The organism is Rhodobacter aestuarii, from assembly GCF_900156655.1.
GTDB lineage: Bacteria > Pseudomonadota > Alphaproteobacteria > Rhodobacterales > Rhodobacteraceae > Rhodobacter > Rhodobacter aestuarii.
The window spans coordinates 53,857-73,129 of the sequence record NZ_FTOG01000001.1 but is presented as its reverse complement, the minus strand read 5'-3'; the positions used below and the strand labels follow the sequence as shown (position 1 = coordinate 73,129).

Genomic DNA, 19,273 nt, shown 5'->3' with positions numbered 1-19,273 from the left:
AAATGCGGTTTTTTGTCACGCTTTGGATGCTATCGCAGGTTTACACAGGCGAACAAGACGGTTTGGATGGGGATAGGCCGCGGCAGTTGCGGGCCTAGCAGCCTCGGGCCGATCACGGCCGGAACGACAGGAAGGAGAGACCTCGATGCGCGTTCTCAGCATTGCTTGCGCCGTTTTTGCTTTGCAAATTGGCGCCTTGGCGCCCGCTCTGGGGCAAGAGGCGCCCTCGGTCGCGAGCCTCGAACAGGTGGCGCGGTTCGAGACACTGATCGAGTCCGACCCGAAAGCCGCGCTCGATTTGGCCGAAACCATCCTTGCCACGCAAGACGACGACAACCTGCGGCTGATCTTCGCCCGCGCCGCGCTTGCGGCGGGCGAACCGGCCCGCGCGCTGACTTTTCTGGCCCCGCTGGCTTCCCGTCTCGCCGCCATCGACCCGCGCCGCACCGAAAGCTTCGATCTAACCGCCGCGGCGCAGGACAAGTTGGGCGATCCGCAGGCGGCGCTGAGGGCCCGGCTTGCGGCTTACGACACGCTCGAAAAGCGGCTCGGGCCGGAAAACCCGGCGCTGCTGATGCGGCTCGAGGCGCTGCGCCCGCAAGTCGAGGCGCTGATGCCGCAGATCCTGCCGCAACTCGAGGCGATGCGCGCGGTGCTGCTCGAGTCAGCCAAGCCCGCAGCGAAAAGCCTACGCGCCGAGGGCAAGCCCGATGCGGTCACGGTCTGGTATGGCACCAACCGGGCCGCGACCGGCAACCCCGATCCGGCGCAGGCCTACGGCAGCGAGCGCGGCGATCTTTCGGTGGGCAAGCTGGTCGTGACGATTCCGCCGAACCATCTGGCCGGGATGATCGAGCGCCCCGGCGGCTGGGTGTTCACCGACCATCTCGACCCGAACGAACATGTGGTGCTGGCCGAAATCGCGCGGATGGGGCGCGAAGCTTTCGCCGCAGGCTGCTGCGGCTCCGAGGACCGGCTTTTGTTCGTGCATGGCTACAACGTGTCGTTTCACGACGGCGCGCTACGCGCCGCGCAACTGAGCTATGACCTCGAATTTCCGGGCCAGACGATGTATTACAGCTGGCCCTCAAAGGGCTCGCTTTACGGCTATCTGTCCGATGCCAATGGCGTAGTCTCGACCCGCCCAGCGATGGAGGAATTCTTCGAAATCGCCACCCGCGGCAGCGGCAAGCTGCATGTGATCGCGCATTCGATGGGCAATCGCTACACGCTCGAGGCGCTGGAAACCTTCCTGCTGCGCCACCCCGACCGGCGCCTTGGCCAGCTGGTTCTGGCCGCCCCCGATGTCGATCGCGCCGAGTTTCTGGCGCGTTTCCCGGTGCTGCGCGATCATGTCGAGGGCGTGACGCTGTATGCCTCGAAACACGATCTGGCGCTGAAAGTGTCGCGGCAGGTGAATGGCGGCGCGCGGCTCGGCGATGCCAATGATCAGGTGGTGACGCTCGACGGGCTCGACACGGTCGATGCCTCGCGGATCGAGGCCGACAGTCTGGGCCACAGCTATTTCGGCGATGCGCCACAGATTCTGGGCGATATTCTGGGGCTGGTGCGGCTGGGCTGGAGCGCGGACGAGCGCTGCTCGGTGGCGCCGCGCGCGGCCGTGCAGGGGCGGCTTTGGGAGGTCGAGCCCGATGGCTGCCGGGTCGAGGCGGTGCGCGCGGCGGGCGATCTGCTGCGGATATATGGCGCGCAAGCACTGGCCGAGGCGCAGCACCGGCTGGATGCCGCGCCGGGCGATCAGGTCGAATTCTGGCAAGGCGTGATGGCGGTGGTGCAAACCTCGCTGCCGCAATAGCCCTCCTCCCTTCTGCCGAAAGTCCCCGATGCCCCGTTTCCTCCCCGCCCTTCTCGCCGCGCTTTGCCTGACGCCGCTGACCCTGACTGCCCAGACCGCCTTCGCCCCCGACCCGACCGGCGCGGTGAGCGCCGAGGGCGTCTATGCGCCCAAGCCCATCGCCGATCTGGCCCCGGCGTTTCAGGGCGCGGTGGCGAAGGAAGACGACCCGCGCATCGGCGTCTGGATCGCGCTGCGCACTGCGGGCGATCTCGACGGGCTGATCGGCGCGACCGAGGCCGATCTGCGCAGCGCCGCACCCCATCCGTCGGCAAGCCATGTCTGGGCCTGGGCGCAATGGGCGAAAGGCGCGCTGGGGCCCACCGCCCTGCCCCGCCCGCCCGCAGACCTTGCCGCGACCCTGACCCTTGCCGCGCAGGCGTTTCAGGCGGTGCAGATGGGGCGCGACGATCTACTGGCAGGGCTGGCCGAGGCGACGCTGGCGAGGCCCCGCGCCGATTACTGGGCCGATTACGAGATCGCCTATGCCGCCTGCGGCGTTGGCCTGCGCGCCGAATGTCTGGCGGTCGCCGAGCGGCTGGTCGAGACCTTCCCCGCCGATTTCGGTGCCGCTTTCCTGCTCGGCGGCACCTTCATCAAGGAGCCCGCGCCGGTGATCGACTGGCTCGACGCGCATCCGGGCGCGGATCAGGCCCCCGGCGGCGCTCTGATCCGCGCACTTCTGGCCCGCCCCGACACCACCGCCGCCGAAATGCGCGACCTCTCCGCGCTCTGGCTTGCCGCCGCGCCGAACGACCCCAACGCCCTGCGCCGCCTTGGCGCGCAACAGGGGAGTTTCTGGCGCCACGAAGCGGCGCTTGAAGACTATCGGCGCGAGGAGGCCGCCTATCCATTCCGCGATGCGACCGCGCGCGTCGCGCGCGCACTTGCGGCGCTGGGGCGGTTCGAGGAAGCCCGCCAAACCGCCGAGGCGGCGGCGCGCGCCAGCCAGCCCGAGGCAGCTCAGGCCGCCTGGGCCGGGCTGATCGCGCTGCGTGGTTTCGACAAGGCGGGCGCATTGGGCGAAGCGCGCGCGGCGGGGCTGGCGGCGCTTGAAGCCGCCCCCGATCTGCGCCCGCTGCTGGTCGCTTTTGGCGAGATGCTGACCGGCGAAGGCTTTCCCGGCGAGGCTGTGCCGCTTCTGACCAAGGCCGTGGCGCAAGACCCGCGCGACAGCGCCGCCGTGGCCGCGCTGATGCAGGCGCTCGACACTGACGGGCGCCCGCAGGATGCCCTCGAAGCCCTCAAAGCGCACCGTGCCGCCGGCGGGCTGCCCAGCGATGCGGCCTTCAACACCGCGCGCAAAATTCTGGCCGCGCAGGGCGACCGTGCCGGCCTCGATGCGCTGCTGGTTCAATCGCGCGCCGTGCTGCCCCACGCCGTCTGGCTGCACGGCAATTTCGCCTATGACCTGTCACAACAGGACCGCGCCGAGGAGGCCTTCGAAACCATCCGCGATGCGGTTCTGCGCGATCCTTTCTCGGACTGGCGCCTTGCCCGGCTTGTCGATTACGCCGCCAAGGCGGACCGCATGGCCGAGGCCGCCGATCTGCTCGAAGCGGTGGTGGCGCGCTACCCCGATATGGCCGAGGCCTGGGCGCAGCTTGGCCGCGCCACCAAGCAAGACCTCTCGATCTGGGAGCGTGCCCGGGCAGCCGCCCCGCGCGCGGCTTTCCCCGAGGTGCGGGGGGCGAAAGCGCTCGCCAAGGCCGCGCCCGACGACTGGCAGGGCGTGATAGGCAGCCTTGATGCCGGGCTGGCGCGGCTCGAGGCGGCGGGGGCGGAGGCGCCCGAACTGGCGGCCGTGCTCGAGGAGCGCGCCGGGCAGGTGGACGATGCGGTCTATGCGGGCCGGATGTTCGAGCCCGCCCGGATCGAACAGGCGCTGGCCGATCTCGACCGCGCCCGCGCGCTGGGTCTGGGCGAGGACCGCTTCTGGAAATTGCGCTATTTCCTGCTTGGCCGGGTCGGCCCGTCGCAGGCGCTGACCCTTGCCGCGCTGGAAAACCAGCGCACCCACCCCGATGACGAAGGCGCGGTCGGCAACCTTTACAAGGGCGATGTGCAGCAAAACCTTGGCGGCGGCGCGCTGGCCTTTGTCGCGCATCACGCCTATGTCGAGCGCCGCCCGCGCGATGCCAAACGCTTGAGTAGCTTCGCGCATCGGCACAACAAATGGGGCGGCTCGCCGGTGGTGGCGCTGGCCTATCTGGAACGCGCAAAACGCTGGGACCCGGAGGCTTCGGTGAAGGTCGAAACCGACCATGCCTACAAGACGCTCGGCGCCTACAAGCGGCACTATGCCGAGCAATATGACAAGGGCGTTTCGGTTTCGGAATCAGACCTTTACATCTCGTGGTTCGAAAGCGCCCGCGCCGATACGCGCAAGCCGCAGCCCACCATCCGCCAGCTTGATCTGAGTGCGATGCGGGTCTCGATGATCCAGCCCGACGGCACCGAATGGGAGGCCGAATATCACCCCGTGATCGGGCGGCTGACGCGGTTCAAGGTCGGGCGGGTCGAGGGCGGCATCGACTATAACGCCGAGGGTAATGTCGAGCGGATGTTTCTGGGCGACCGCGTCGAGACCCGGCTGATCTACGCCCCGCGCGACCCCGAAAGCCCCGTTTCACCGATCATCCGCATGGAATCGAAGGGCAACCCGGCGCTCAGTTTCGACTATAATGCGGCCGGCAAGCCGACGCGGATCGAGGTCGAAGGGATGGGGCGGTTGCTGGTTAGCTATGACGCGGCGGGCGATATTGCCGACACGCAGGCGCAGGCGCCCGATGGCTCGGAGGGCGGTCAGGCCATCACTGCGGCAGTGCTGCGCGCCTTCAGCGGCTTTCAGGAGGTTCTGGGCAATCTGCGCGACATCCAGCGCGGCGATTTTTCTGGACTTCAGGTCGATGACCCCGAGCTGAGCGCGATGCAGACGCGGCTCGAGGAGGCGAACGAGGACGAGACCGTCTCGATGCTCGCCTATCGGCGGCTGGAGATGGAGCTGGCACAGATGCTGCTGGCGCGGCTGGGCGATCTGCCCGCCCATGCCCAGCGCGCCGAGAGCCTGCTTTCCAACATCTATTTTTCCGCCCGCTACGCCGAGGACGAGGAGGACACCACGCCCGAAGACGCCGCCGCCTTGCAGGTGCTCGGGCTCGAGGCGGTGTCGCGCTGGCGCACGCTGGCGGCCCTGATCCGCCCCGAGGGTCTGCCCGAAGATCGCTGGTCCGAATGGGAAGACATGCGCGATTGGGCCATGGCCGTTGCGCCCCTTTCCCCCGAGGCGACGGGCGCGCAGGCCCGCTTTGGCGCCGAACTGGCGCAGGGCGGCTTGCGGCTCTTGTCCGAGGCGGGCTGGCTGCGCGCCTCGGCGCTCACCAACCCGGGCTTCTGGCGCTCTTACCCGCGCGCCGAGGTGTTCCCGCGCGCGCTGGTCGAGCGCGGGCTGAGCCTGTCGGATCTGGTGATCCGCGCCAATGGCGATGTGGTGGTGGGCTCGGACCGCGGCCTTGCGGTGTTTCGGCGCGGTTTTTGGGAATGGTTCGGTTTCGACCGCGCGGCGGGGGCGTTCTCGGCCTCGCTTGAGCCTGCAAAACTAGACCCCCATTCCGCCATTGCGGCGCTCGCCGAGGATGATCTGGGCCGGCTTTGGCTTGCCACCCGCGCGGGCCTTGTGATGCTGGCGCAGGATTACTCCGCCCCCGCGCAGCTCTGGAAAACCGACGACCCGGCGCTGCCCGAGGGCCCGCTGGCGGCGCTGGCGGTGAACGGGCCGCGCATGGCGCTTGGCAACGGTGCGGGGCTGGTGATCTGGGATCTGGAGCGGCTGAGCGAACTCGAACGCAGACCGGAAGCCATTGAAACGCTGCGCCCGGCGCGCGACGGTTTTCTGGCGCTGGGCCGGGTGGGGCTTTCCTTCCACGGCCCGCGCGGCGCGCAATTGCTGACCGATTTCCGCGTAACCGATGCGCTCGCGCCCGAGCACGAAGACGCGCTTTACCTGATCGCGGGCGAAGAGCTCTTGCGCGCCGACTGGCCGCAGACCGGGCGCGAGGATGCGATCCTTGCCCCGCCCGGCGCCTTCGCCCCCGTCGCGGCGCAAGAAACCATCGCGCGCACCGATGCGCCCTTGGGGCTGGCCGAACTCACCGCGCTGCCCGCCCGCACCGCGCTGACCGTACTCACCGATCAGGGCGGCGCGGTGATGGGGCGCTCGGGCTTCGAGCCCTTCAGCGAGCCCGGTCGCGACCGCCTCACCGGGCTTCTCCGCGCGGTCGAGCGCGACGGGCAGCTCTGGATGCTGACCTCGGAGGGCGTCGCGGCGGTTGTGCGCGGGCAAGCAAGGCTGGCAACCGAGGGGCGGGTCGATGACCTGCTCACTTTCGCAGACCTCGGCGTCACCTTCGTCGCGGGAGGCGGCAGTCTCGAGGTGATCCACCACGACGATCTGGCGGCCGGCGCGCAGTTCTTTGCGCCGCTCGACGCGCATATCCTGCGCCGCGCCCCCGATGGCGCGCTGATCACCCATTCGGGCAACCGGGTGATGCGCTTCGCACCCGGCGCCACCGCCGCCGAAGAGCTGTTCGCCGCGAGCCAGACTGTGCCGGGCGACCGCGGCCAAGGCCCGCTGCGCGATATTCTGGCGGCGAAGGACGGCTCGATCTGGGCCGTCGCCGGGGCCAGCGCCTTTCGCTGGCAGCCGGGCGGCGAGGTCACCGAATTCAGCCTTTACGCAGGGCCCGCCGATTACCCGGTCTGGTCCGACAGCCTGCACGGCATCTATCAGGCACCGGACGGGCGCATCCTTCTGGTCGCCTCGAACAACGCCCATCTGAGCTACCGAAACCGGGCGCTCAAGGGCGGGCTCTTTGAATTCGACGGCACCCGCTTCGTGCCCAGCACGCTCAATGTGGCGGGCTCGTGGTTTGCCACCTCGCTCACGCCGCAACCCGATGGATCGGCGATCTTGGGCACCAACCGCGGCTTCGCGCGGCTTGCGGGCGAAAGCTGGACCGAGTTCCGCAACGCCGATGATCGCAGCTATACTGCGCTGCGCGACGCCCATCCGGCGCTATATCTGGGCACGCGCGGGGTGCAACTGGGCGAGGATCTGTGGCTTTACGGCTCGGCCGCCGGGGTGGTGGCGCGCAAGGGCGAGACCTGGTTCTACCCCGACCGGCTGAACTGGATGCTGCCTGATCAGGATTATGCCAGCTATGGCGCGCGCGTGGTGCATGCGCTGGAAACCGACCCGCAGGGGCGCGTCTACATCGCCACCGATGCCGGGGTGACGGTCTACGACCCACGCGGCGCCGGGCCCGAGGCCTTCCTAATCTCGCAGGCGCAAAGCGAGTTTGCCTTTGCCGCGTTTGAGCAGGGGCGAATGCGGGCGGTGAACGATGTGCTGATCGACGCGCTGCCGCCCGACAGCGAGGCTGGCAAGCTGGCGGCGAATTTCCGAAAAAGCGCCCGGGCGATCTCGGCGCTGGAGGAAAAGCTCGACCTTGCGGTGGGCGAGGATGCGGCGCGCAAGGCCGATCTGGAGCGGCAAATCCTGCGTGCCAAGCAACGCGATCTGGCGTTACTTGGCAAGCTGGAAAAAGAGAACCCTTCGCTTTTCAACATGTTGCAACTAAACCCGATGGATCTCCGCGGCTTTGCCCGCAAGCTGCCCGATGGCGTGGTGGTGGCGCAATATCTGCCCGCGGGGCAGAGCCTTTACATCAACCTTGTCAGCCGCGAGGGCGAGACCCTGCGCGAGGTGAAGCTTGATCCCAAACTGCTCGACGCCCGCGCACGGCAGGTGGCTCAGGCGCTGGCCGGTCAGGCGCGCGGGCAAATGCGCGGCTTTGACATGGACCAAGCGCCCGATCCGGCCCCCTCTGCTCCCGCCGCGCCTGCCACCCCCACCGAGGCCTTGGCTATCGCAGCGCAGGCAGGGGCGATCGCGGCAGGCGAGGTGCTCGACACCGAGACGGCGCTCGGCTGGCTTTACGACCAGCTTTTGCGCCCGATCGAGAACGACATCCCCGAGGGCGCATCGCTCGTGGTCTCGCCTGCGGGGGCGCTTTCCTACCTGCCCTTTGCCGCGCTCATTCGCGAGATCGGCCCGCGCGGCCCGGTCTATGCGGTCGAGCGCTTCGATCTGGCGGTGGCGCCCAGCCTTTATGCGCTCGACACGATGATCGGCGCGCTGCCCTCGGCTGGCTTCGCGCCGCTGGTGTTCGGCGACCCCGACGGCTCGCTGCCCGCTGCCAAGGCCGAGGCCGAGACCGTGGCGGGGCTGCTTGAGGCCGAGGGGATGGTCGAACTCCGCCTTGGCGAAGAGGCCACTTACGAGGAATTGCAAGGGCTCGCCCCCGATGCGCCGTTCGTCCACCTCGCCACCCACGGCAAGCTGAACCCCACCTCGCCGAAGGACAGCTACCTGCTTCTGGCGGGCAAGCGGCATATGGATCTGGCGCAGATCATGTCGCTGGCGATGCCCGAGACCGAGCTGGTGTTCCTTTCGGCCTGCGAAAGCGGCATCGGCGCGGACGGGCTTGAATACCGCACGCTGTCGCATGCTTTCGTGCTGGCGGGTGCGCGGGCGGTGATTGCGACGCTGTGGCAGGTCGATGACGCGGCGACGCGCAAACTGGCCGAAAGCTTCTATGCCAAGCGCCTCGAGGGGGCGGGCAATGCCGCCGCGCTCAGCGCCGCGCAACGCGCGATGATCGCGGCGGGGGGTGATCATGCGCGGCCGGGCTATTGGGCGGGATTGACGCTGTTTGGCGCACCCTGAATGCCAATTTTTGTGGATGTTGTTTTCATCCCCACCATAATACGAACAGTTATTAAATTTCAGGCTCGCCACTGTCTGGCCTGCATGAGAAAGCTGACCATCACGCCTCGGTCATGAAGGTCACCATCTCGTTCATCTCAAACCCTTTCAGTCGTAGACGCCTACGCGCGGCCCGATATCGAGAATGGCCAGACAATTGCCGTGATCATCCATGATCACCCGCCAGTCCCCCACTCTCAACCGGATAGCCGCCGTTCGTTGACGCTTTAGGGAGAATGCACTTCATAGGAAGCGGGACTGTCAGCTAAGAAAGGCTGCAGCCAATTACCCCACACCATCGAAGGCTGTCGCCCTAAGCCGCGCGCATCTGATCCAGATAGGCCATGAAGCTCTCAAGCGGCATCGGGGCCGCGAAGAGATAGCCTTGTCCGAAGCTGCAACCGGCTTCTTTGACGAACACGCGTTGCGGGTCGGTTTCGATGCCTTCCGCTGTCACACTGAGCGAGAAGGCTTGGCAAAGGTTGCAAATCGCGCGCACGATCGCGCCAGCGCCTTCATCGCTAGGCAATTCCCCGACAAAGGCCGCGTCAATCTTGACCCGGTCGAAGGGGAAGGCCCTGAGATAGCGCAGCGACGAATAGCCGGTGCCAAAATCATCGAGTGCGACGCTAATCCCATGCGCGCGCAACCGTTTCAGCGCGGCAAGCGTGGCATCAGTATGATCCAGCAACACGCCCTCGGTGATCTCCACTTCCAGGCGTTAGGGCGGCAGGCCAGAGCGGTCGAGTGCGTTGAGAACATCTTGTGCAACATCGTAACGATGAAACTGCAACGGCGACAGGTTGACCGAGATCGTCATATCTTCCGGCCATTGCATGGCGGCTTGGCACGCCATGTCCAAAACCTTGAGCCCAAGCGGCTGGATAAGGCCGAGTTCTTCCGCCAAGGGTACGAATTCGGCGGGCGAGAGCGGCCCCTTGGTCGGGTGGCGCCAGCGCAGCAACGCCTCGGCCCCGCGCACGCGCCCGGTCTCAAGATCAATCAGCGGCTGATAGTTCAGCGTGAACCCATCGGATTTGAGCGCATGACGCAGCGCCTGTTCCAGCCCATGCAATTCCTGTTGGCGCGCGTTCATCTCTGGGTCGAACACGCGGCAATGACCTTTGCCCGCCTCTTTCACTGCGTAAAGCGCAAGGTCAGCGTGTTTTTGTACGTCTTCGGGCGTGTCGCCATGCAGCGGTGCCAGCGCCACACCGACACTGCCGCCGATCTGCACGATATGGCCGTCAATTTCGAACGGGCTCGACAATTGCGCGATGATCCGATCGCCAAGGGAAAGCGCCGCCTCGGGCTGTGGCCCGGCATATTGGATGATCGCAAATTCATCCCCACCAAGCCGCGCCACCACATCGTTTTCGCGCACCAGCCAACGCAGCCGCGCCGCCACTTGGCGCAAGAGCGCATCACCGACCGGGTGGCCCAAGGTGTCGTTGACGCTTTTGAAGCGATCCAGATCAATGAACATGATCGCAGCCGGATTTTCTGCATCAGAATCTTGCAGCGCCGCCTCAATCGCTTCTTGGAACGACAGCCGATTATGCAGCCCGGTCAGGCTATCATTGCGGGCAAGCTTACGGATGCGCTCTTCGACTGTGACACGTTCGGTGATATCTTCGCAAATCAGCATCCAGCCATCAGGCGTGGGTTGGAACATCCCCGAGATCGAGCGTTCATCGGTGAGCCGCCACACTTCACAGCGCGCCTCTGCGCCCTCTTCCGCCAAGCGCGCCTGAACAGTTTGGGCAAATTGCGCGCGCTGTTCCTTTGGCGTGAGCCGCGCCATTTCCGCCAAAACGCTTTCTTGCGGTTGGTCGGGGTGCAGCCAGTTTTCCGGAATGACCCAAATCGCTTCGAAAGCGGCGTTCCAGATCACCAGTTTGCCCTGATGGTCGAACATCGCAAGCCCAAGCGGCATGTTGTGAACCGTTGCCCTAAGCTGCGCACCGCTCGCTTCAAGCCGCAAGCGCTCAAGGTCCAGATCATGCGCCAAAAGTCGGGTTTCAACGAGCTTGCCGCGAAAGCTTTCGGCAGCGCGGGAAAGAATGCCAATCTCATCTTCACGCTGCGACAGATGCGGGATCTCGATGTCATCTTCGCCACGGGTCAGGCGTTGCATGGCCGAACTGATCCGCAACAAGGGTTGGCTGACGAAGCGCGCGGTCCAGAACACCGCCAGAAGCGTGGCGATCAAACCCACCGCCACAGCGCTCAGCGTGCCATTGCGGGTCTTGAGATATTCGTCATCCACGCGCGTTGATAAACGATCCGCTTCGGCGCGGGTCTCCGCAATCAGGGCTTTCAGCTCATCTTGTGCGGCATCCATCGCCGCCATCGTTGGCCCCTGCAACCGGGCCGCGGCGCGGCGCAGGTTGCCTTGCTCCATCAAACTATCGACCTCGGCCAAAGAGGCGCGATACTCTTGCCAATGACGCTCGATCCGGTCGATCCGGCGCGGGCTGGTTTGCCCCAGAAGTTCAGTGCGCAACCGTTCCAGTTGCGTTTCAAACTGCGCCTCGGTCGCGCGCAAGCAACCCACCAATCAACGATGCAATCTCGGTACGTACAAGACGTTGCGGTGTTTTCTTGTCCGCAATCAGTTGGCCAGTCATTCGATCTTTGAAACCGATCCAATTGTCTCGGAAGCAGAACATCGCGATTGCGTGCGCAAAACCCGGGCTTCGGCACAGTTCGATAAGTTCCCTAAAGCACTTCTCCTCAGTTCGCATTCGCAACAACTCCTTGCAGACAACTCACGAACAATAAGTTTGCGGTGGATGGTTATCACGTCACTGTGGCGTGATGATCTTGCAGCCAAAAGCCAGCGTCTTGCTTCGAAAATCAACTGTAAGATTAGCGCTCGGCGGGATTAGTATAGTGCGGAGATCAGTAACTGACATTCGCGTTCAGTGCAGCGAATGAGCGGTTCGCACCTTCAGGGGCGTGATCTCTTCCTATGTCGCGTCAATCCTGATGGTCGACTCGGTACTGCGGACATTTGGGGCTGAGTGATGCGACGATGGCCCTCTCATTGCTCGAACCACTCTCGTCGCGAACTAGCTTGGCAAGCGGCCATAAGTGGTGGGCGATAACCTGAAAACGTGTGGTGATAACGTGTGGTGATCGGCGAAATTGGGATCCGCTAACCCATTGATGAATAATGGATAATTTTCATGAGTGAGGGGTGGCGGAGACGAAGGGATTCGAACCCTCGAGACGGTTTCCCGCCTGCACCCTTAGCAGGGGTGTGCCTTCGACCACTCGGCCACGTCTCCGTCGCCTCGTATATGCGGCTCGGGCGGGTAGAACAAGAGCCTTTTTCTGTGGCTGGAGGCCGCAGCGAAAAGGATGCGTTTTCCGCGCTCTATCTTGCGCACCACAAAGGCGAGACGCTTCGCACACCCTGACCTTCGTAACCAACACCCCCTGCCCCGGCGCGCAAAGCGATCCGCCCCCCATTGGGGCGCGCTCAATGGCATGGCATCCCCCGCCCGTCTTGCTCAAAAAGCCACCATCCCCGCCGCTGCGCAGGATTTCGCGCCTTGCGGGGTTGGCAAGGGCGGCTTGGCTGGCTAGGGAGGGCCGAACCGTCCCGGCGGGGCGCCTGCGCCCCTGCGCCGGATGCCCGCCAACTGACCACCGAACGCAAACCCCACCCCACCGGCCCGCGCCCGATCCGCGCCCTCCGGTCGTCGAAGAGGTTTTCCATGCTGTCCCTTTCTGCCTATCGCGCCCAATGGCTGGGCAATATCCGCGGCGATGTGCTTTCCGGCCTTGTTGTGGCGCTGGCCCTGATCCCGGAAGCCATCGCCTTTTCCATCATCGCAGGCGTTGACCCGAAGGTGGGCCTTTACGCCAGCTTCTCGATTGCGGTGATCACGGCGATCACCGGCGGGCGGCCGGGGATGATTTCGGCGGCAACAGCCGCGACGGCGGTCTTGATGGTGACGCTGGTGCGCGATTACGGGCTGCAATATTTGCTGGCTGCCACGGTGCTGGCCGGGCTGATCCAGATTGGCGCCGGGGTGATCAAGCTGGGCCGGGTGATGCGCTTCGTCTCGCGCTCGGTGATGACGGGCTTTGTGAATGCGCTCGCTATTTTGATCTTCATGGCGCAATTGCCTGAACTGGACCCGCGTCAGGTGACGTGGATGACCTATGCGCTGGTCGCGGCAGGGCTTGGGATCATTTATCTGTTCCCGCTCATCACCCGCGCTGTGCCCTCGCCGCTTGTGACGATCATCGTGCTGACCGCGCTCACCATCTTCTTTGGCTGGGATGTGCGCACGGTGTCCGACATGGGCGCGCTGCCCGATACGCTGCCGGTCTTCTTGATCCCGGATATTCCGCTCACCTTTGAGACGCTGCAAATCATCTTCCCCTATTCGGTCGCCGTGGCCGTGGTGGGGCTTTTGGAAAGCCTGATGACGCAGCAAATCGTTGATGACCTGACCGACACCAATTCGGACCGCAATCAAGAATGCATAGGCCAAGGTCTGGCCAATGCGGCCACCGGCTTTATTGGCGGCATGGCGGGCTGTGCGATGATCGGCCAGTCGATGATCAACGTGAAATCGGGCGGGCGGGGGCGGCTTTCGACCTTTACCGCCGGGGTGATGCTTTTGTTCTTCTGCGTGGTTTTGGGCGATTGGGTCGGGCGCATCCCGATGCCGGCGCTTGTGGCCATTATGATCATGGTCTCGATCGGGACGTTCTCTTGGTCGTCGATGAAGGCATTGCGCAGCCACCCGACCTCAAGCTCCATCGTGATGCTCGCCACCGTGGCGGCAGTGGTCTGGACCCATAACCTTGCCATTGGCGTGGTGCTGGGGGTGCTGCTTTCGGGCATTTTCTTTGCCGCGAAAATCGCGCAACTCTTCCGCGTCACATCGACGCTTTCCGCCGATGGCCGCGCGCGCACCTACCGCATTGAGGGGCAGCTTTTCTTCGCCAGTGTCGAAGATTTCATGCGCGCCTTCGACTTCCGCGAAGCGCTTGAACACGTCACCATCGACGTGAGCCACGCCCATATCTGGGACATTTCGTCCGTTGCCGCGCTCGACATGGCCGTGTTGAAGTTCCGCCGCGATGGCGCCACGGTCGAGATCGTCGGTATGAACGAAGCGTCCGAGACCATCGTGGACAAACTGGCGCTGCATGACAAACCGGATGCGCTTGATAAGCTGAATGCGCATTGAGGCGGAGGAAAGACCCATGACCGACACGATCATCGCCTTCGTCGACGGCTCGATCTATTCGCATAGCCTGTGTGAATACGCCGCCTGGATCGCTAAGCGCACCGGCACCGCCATTGACCTTGTGCATGTGCTGGGCCCGCGTGAGGCTTCTGCGCCTTCAGACTATTCGGGCTCGATCAAGCTGGGCGCGCGCACCGCGCTGATGGAAGAGCTTGCCAGTCTTGATGAGCAACGCGCCAAGCTGGTGGCGCATCGCGGCCGCGCCATTTTGGATGACGCCACCACCGTGATCCGCGAAGCAGGCGTTGAGGCCGTGACGCCGCATTTGCGCCATGGTGAGATTGCCGAAACCGTGGGTGAACAAGATCTGGCCGCCACGATGGTACTGATCGGCAAGCGCGGCGAAACCGCCGAAAAGCCCGACCGCGCTTTGGGCCAAAACCTTGAGCGGATCGTGCGCGCGAGCCACCGCCCGGTGTTTGTGGCCGCGCGGGCCTTCAAACCCGTCGAGCGCGTGCTGGTCGCGTGGGATGGCGGCCCCTCGGCGATGCGGGCCGTGGATTTCATGGCGCGCAGCCCGCTCTTTGCCGGGCTTTCGGTGCGGCTTGTCACCATTGGCAACAACACCCCCGAAGCGCGCCGCAGCCTTGACGATGCCGCCGCCCTTTTGGGCGCGGCCAGCATCAAGGCCACGGCAGAGGTGATCCCCGGCCAACCCGCTGCCGTGCTCGGCCGGATCGAGGAGGAAGAAGGTTTCGATCTTTTGGTGATGGGCGCATATGGCCATTCGCGCATCCGCACGATGATTGTGGGCTCCACCACCTCAGAGATGATCCGCACCTGCCACAGCCCGGTGCTTTTGGTGCGCTAAAGAGTGCGGGCGGGGCCCCTGCCCTGCCCCTCTTGCTTGAACCCGCAAGCGCATTTTCCCATATAGGCGCTGTGTCCACGGGCTAACAAAAAGGAAACCCAGTGCAGAAGATGGACCTGCCCGAGCGCGCAGATTGGCGCGCCAAGGCCGAGGAACAAGGCTTCACCTTTGCCGATATGCATGGCGAGCCCTATTGGGAAGAAAGCTCCGCCTACTGCTTCACCCTGCGTGAGATCGAAGACAAGATCGAAGATCCGGCAACCGAACTGCATGGCATGTGCCTGCAAGCGGTCGATCATGTGCTGCAAAGCGAAGAACTGCTCGACAAGCTCGCCATCCCCGAAGCGCATCGCGATTACATTGCCGAAAGCTGGCGCGCGGGAGAACCCTCGCTTTATGGTCGGTTTGACCTTGCCTATGACGGCGAAGGCCCGGCCAAGCTTTTGGAATACAACGCTGATACCCCGACTTCGCTTTACGAAACGGCGGCCTTCCAGTGGCAATGGCTTGAAGATCAGATCGCCGCAGGCGTGCTGCAAGAGGGCGATGATCAGTTCAATGGCCTGCATGAGGCGCTGGTCGCCCGCTTTGCGGATCTGTTTGAGCCCGGCACCGAACTCCATTTCACCGCCATTTCCGGCGCGCCGGAAGATTACGCCACCGTCGAGGCGCTTGGCTGGGCCGCGCGCGAGGCGGGCATGGGCGCGCATTACACCGATCTGGAAAAGATCGCGCTCAGCACCGAAGGCCAGTTCTTAGATGAGCAAGACCGGGTGATTGGCACGCTTTTCAAGCTTTACCCGTGGGAAGACCTGCTGCGCGATGAGTTTGCCCAAAACCTCACCAGCGCGGGCTGTTTGATGATTGAACCGCCTTGGAAGGCGATCTTGTCAAACAAAGGCATTCTGCCGGTGCTGTGGGAGATGTTCGAGGGGCATAAGAACCTGCTGCCCGCGTTTTTCGAACAAGACATCGCCCCGATGCTGGATGGCACGGGCAACCTGCCACCCAAACTCGCCGCTCGCTTTGCCCGCGCGGCCAAGGCGCTTGAGGTTGGTCATGTGACAAAGCCGCTGTTTTCGCGCGAAGGAGCCTCGATCGCCATTCACCCCGGCGAGGACGCCCCCGAGATTTCCGCCGATACGAGCTACGACCAACATCCCAAGATCGTGCAAGCCTATCAGCCGCTTCCGGTAATGGGCGGCTTCCGCCCCGTTTTGGGCGCGTGGATCGTGGGCGAGACCTGCTGCGCGCTTGGTATTCGGGAAGACCGTAGCCGGATCACGCAGGATCTGTCCCGTTTCAAACCCCATTTCATCCGCGACTGACCCCGGAGACCCAAATGTCCAAACGTTCCACCTCTGTCGCCCTGTTCTTGGTTGGCGCTACCGCCTTTGCGCTGGCGGGCTGCCGCGAAGAAACCGTTGATGCGCAAGCCTTCCCCGACCTGCAAAGCTGCCTAGATGCCACCGGGTCGGGCAGCCTGTTTTCTGCAGATGATTGCCGCAAAGGCTTTGAAGAGGCGCAGGCGCTCAATGCCGAAACCGCGCCGCGCTATGACAGCCTCGAGGTCTGCGAGGCGCAATATGGCGAAGGCAATTGCGGCAGCGAGCAGCAGGTGACGGGCGGCAGCGGCATGGGCAGCATCTTCATGCCGCTTTTGGCGGGATACCTGATGGGCAATATGCTGGGCGGCGGGCGCGGCCTTGGCGCGCAACCGCTGCATCGCACCGCCGATGGCCGCTTCGCCACCCCCGCAGGCACCACCTATGCCAATAACACCGGCAAAGGCAAAGTGGGCGCAGGCGCCTTCACCAAAGCGCCGACCACGGTGGGCAAACCGCCGCTCACCAAAGCCACGGCGGCGCAACGCGGTGGGTTTGGGTCTTCGGCCACCCGCTCAACCAGCGGCGTGCGCTCGATGGGCGGGTAAACGGCGGGCGGCGAAACCGCTTAGCTTGCCAAAAGCGACTGCGCGGCGGCCCGCGCCGCGTCGGTCACCTCGGCCCCGGAAATCATCCGGGCGATCTCATCCACCCGCGCCTCGGGCGCAAGCGGCACCACGCGCGAGGTGGTCATGCCATCGGCCACAGATTTTGCCACTTGGAAATGCTGCGCGCCGCGTGCGGCCACTTGTGGCGAATGAGTGACCACAAGCACCTGCGCACCTTCCGAAAGCTTTGCCAAACGCCGCCCAACGGCATCAGCCGTGGCCCCGCCCACGCCCCGGTCGATCTCGTCAAAGATCAAGACCAGCGCATCCGCGCCTTTGGCGAGCACCACCTTCAGCGCCAGCAAGAAGCGCGACAGCTCCCCGCCTGACGCGATTTTATCAAGCGGACCCGCAGGCGCGCCGGGGTTCGTCGCAACGGTAAAAGCCACGGCATCGCTGCCCTCTGGCCCCGGCTCGCCCGCGCCGATCAGGGTGGCGAAAACCGCGCGTTCCAGTTTCAACGGTGCAAGCTCTGCCGCCATCGCCGCATCAAGCCTGCCGGCCGCCGCGTGGCGCGCCTTGGACAGGTCCGCCGCGGCGGCCTGATAGCGCGCTTGCGCTTGCGCGACCTCGGCCTCCAGCGTGGCGATCCCCTCTTCGCCCGCATCAAGCGCGGCGAGCCGGTCTGACAATTTCTGCGTCAAATCGGCCAATTCATCGGGCTGCACCCCATGTTTGCGCGCCGCAGCCCGCAGAGCAAACAGCCGCTCTTCACAGGCTTCAAGCGCGCGCGGGTCAAAAGACATCGCCTCAAGCGCAGCCTCCACCCCTGCCGAGGCCTCGCCCAGTTCAATCAAAGCGCGTTCAAGCGCCGCCAAAGGCGCATCCAACTGCCCCTCCGCGCGATCTGCCGCCCCTTGCAGCCAGCGGTCGGCATCGCGCATCGCGCCTTCGGCCCCTTCAAGGCCCAGCATTTGCGCTGCCCGCACCACATCAGAACGGATCTTTTCCGCCGCCTGCATGACGCGGCGCTGCGTATCAAGCCGATCTTCCTCACCGGGTTCGGGAGCGAGCTTTTCCAACTCCGCCACCGCATGGCGCAGAAAATCCTCTTCGCCCTTCACCGCCGCGAGCGCCGCTTGCGCCGCCGAAAGCCGCTTGGCCGCTGCCGCGCGCGCCGCCCAAGCCGACCGGGTCGCCGCCAAAAGGCCGTCATGCCCCGCAAACAGATCAAGCGCCGCGCGGTGGCCGCGTGCGTTCAACAGCCCACCATCATCTTGCTGGCCGTGCAATTCCACCAAAGTGGCCGAAACGCTGCGCAACACATCGCCTGAGGCACGACGGTCGTTGATATAAGCGGTTTTACGGCCATCCGCGCTGTTCACCCGGCGCAAAATCAGCTCATCCGACACCGGCAGTCCCGCTGCCGCCAAAACCCCACGCGCAGGATGATCGGCGGGCAAATCAAAAACCGCCACCACCTCGCCCTGCGACGCGCCTTTGCGCACCAGTTCCGCGCGCCCGCGCCAGCCAAGCACAAAGCCCAAGCAATCGAGCAAGATCGACTTGCCAGCTCCGGTCTCGCCGGTCAGCACATTGAGACCCGGCGCGAAGTCGAGCTCCAGCCGATCAATCAGTAACATGTCTCGAATATCGAGCGTGCGCAGCATCTTGGCCCCCGGATGCGCCCCGACCCCGGTTACCCGGTCAGAGCCACTCGCCCTTGATGACCTGACGATAAATCGTCGACAGCCAGCTTGTGCCCTTGGCTTCCGGCTCAAGACCCTGCTTTTGCAGACGCTTATAGGCGTCTTCATAGAAGGGCGAGGATTGGAAGTTATGGCCAAGAATCGCCCCGGCGGTCTGCGCCTCATCGGTCAGGCCAAGCGAAAGATAGGCCTCCACCAAGCGCATCAGAGCCTCGGGCGTTTGCGTCGTGGTCTGATATTGCTCCACCACCACGCGGAAGCGGTTGATCGCGGCGGTATAATGCCCCTTCTTCAGATAGAAGCGACCGATTTCCATTTCCTTCGAGGCCAGATGGTCAAAGGCAAGGTCAAACTTGAGCGCGGCCGAGCGGGCATAATCGCTATTGGGATATTCCTCGATCACGGCGCGCAAAGCTTGCAGCGCTTGGAAGGTCAGACCTTGGTCGCGGCCCACCTCGTCGATCTGGTCATAATACGAAAGCGCCAGCAAATATTTGGCATAAGCGGCATCTTCCGAACCCGGATATGTGTCCAAATAGCGCTGCGCCGAGGCGCGCGCATCTTCGTATTTCTTGGCTTTATGCTGGGCAAAGGCCTGCATGATCAGCGCGCGTTTGGCATATTCCGAATAGGGATAAAGCCGTTCCACCTCAGAGAAATAGCGCAAAGCTTCCACCGGGCGGCGCGGGTTGCCCACCTCAAGCTCATATTCGCCGCGCTTGTAAATCTCTTCTGCGGTGAAGTTTTCCAGCGGCGGTTCTTTATTCGAGCTGCCACAAGCGGCCAGCGTCGCAACCAACACCAGACTTCCGACCCGAAGCGCCGCCGTTCTGCCCAGTGCCATGCCCTGCCTCTTCCCGTTC

Annotated in this window: 8 protein-coding genes, 1 tRNA gene and 1 pseudogene; 6 read left to right on the top strand and 4 right to left on the bottom strand. The window is 64.5% G+C overall.

The window, feature by feature from the left end; genetic code table 11:
* Positions 1–145 precede the first annotated feature (145 nt).
* Entirely contained in the window at positions 146–1,816 is a 1,671-nt protein-coding gene (locus BW967_RS00310; RefSeq protein ID WP_076483050.1) for an alpha/beta hydrolase, read from the top strand.
* A 28-nt stretch (positions 1,817–1,844) separates the two neighbouring features.
* A complete protein-coding gene (locus BW967_RS00305; RefSeq protein WP_076483049.1) occupies positions 1,845–8,642 on the top strand; it encodes a CHAT domain-containing tetratricopeptide repeat protein in 6,798 nt (2,265 codons plus the stop codon).
* A 352-nt stretch (positions 8,643–8,994) separates the two neighbouring features.
* Here the strand turns inward: BW967_RS00305 and BW967_RS00295 are convergent.
* Both BW967_RS00295 and BW967_RS00285 read right to left on the bottom strand, forming a co-directional pair.
* Positions 8,995–11,025: pseudogene (locus BW967_RS00295) on the bottom strand (putative bifunctional diguanylate cyclase/phosphodiesterase).
* An 859-nt stretch (positions 11,026–11,884) separates the two neighbouring features.
* Positions 11,885–11,974, bottom strand: a tRNA-Ser gene (locus BW967_RS00285).
* Positions 11,975–12,406: 432 nt separating this feature from the next.
* Between BW967_RS00285 and BW967_RS00280 the strand changes: the two genes are divergently transcribed.
* From BW967_RS00280 to BW967_RS00265, 4 genes are all read left to right on the top strand, one after another.
* The gene (locus BW967_RS00280; protein WP_076483045.1) at positions 12,407–13,897 is read left to right on the top strand and encodes a SulP family inorganic anion transporter; all 1,491 of its coding nucleotides are present in this window, start codon (positions 12,407–12,409) and stop codon (positions 13,895–13,897) included.
* A gap of 16 nt (positions 13,898–13,913) precedes the next feature.
* Positions 13,914–14,768, top strand: coding sequence for a universal stress protein (locus BW967_RS00275; RefSeq protein WP_076483044.1), 855 nt, complete (start codon positions 13,914–13,916; stop codon positions 14,766–14,768).
* 101 nt (positions 14,769–14,869) lie between these two features.
* Complete coding sequence (locus BW967_RS00270; protein WP_076483043.1) at positions 14,870–16,096, top strand: glutathionylspermidine synthase family protein; 1,227 nt, start codon at positions 14,870–14,872, stop codon at positions 16,094–16,096.
* 14 nt (positions 16,097–16,110) lie between these two features.
* Complete coding sequence (locus BW967_RS00265) at positions 16,111–16,701, top strand: DUF1190 domain-containing protein (RefSeq protein ID WP_076483042.1); 591 nt, start codon at positions 16,111–16,113, stop codon at positions 16,699–16,701.
* 20 nt (positions 16,702–16,721) lie between these two features.
* On the opposite strand, the gene recN is transcribed toward BW967_RS00265, so the two are convergent.
* Together recN and BW967_RS00255 are read right to left on the bottom strand one after the other, a co-directional pair.
* Complete coding sequence (gene recN / locus BW967_RS00260) at positions 16,722–18,371, bottom strand: DNA repair protein RecN (RefSeq protein ID WP_076483041.1); 1,650 nt, start codon at positions 18,369–18,371, stop codon at positions 16,722–16,724.
* 37 nt (positions 18,372–18,408) lie between these two features.
* Complete coding sequence (locus tag BW967_RS00255; RefSeq protein WP_076483040.1) at positions 18,409–19,254, bottom strand: outer membrane protein assembly factor BamD; 846 nt, start codon at positions 19,252–19,254, stop codon at positions 18,409–18,411.
* Between the last annotated feature and the right edge of the window lie 19 nt (positions 19,255–19,273).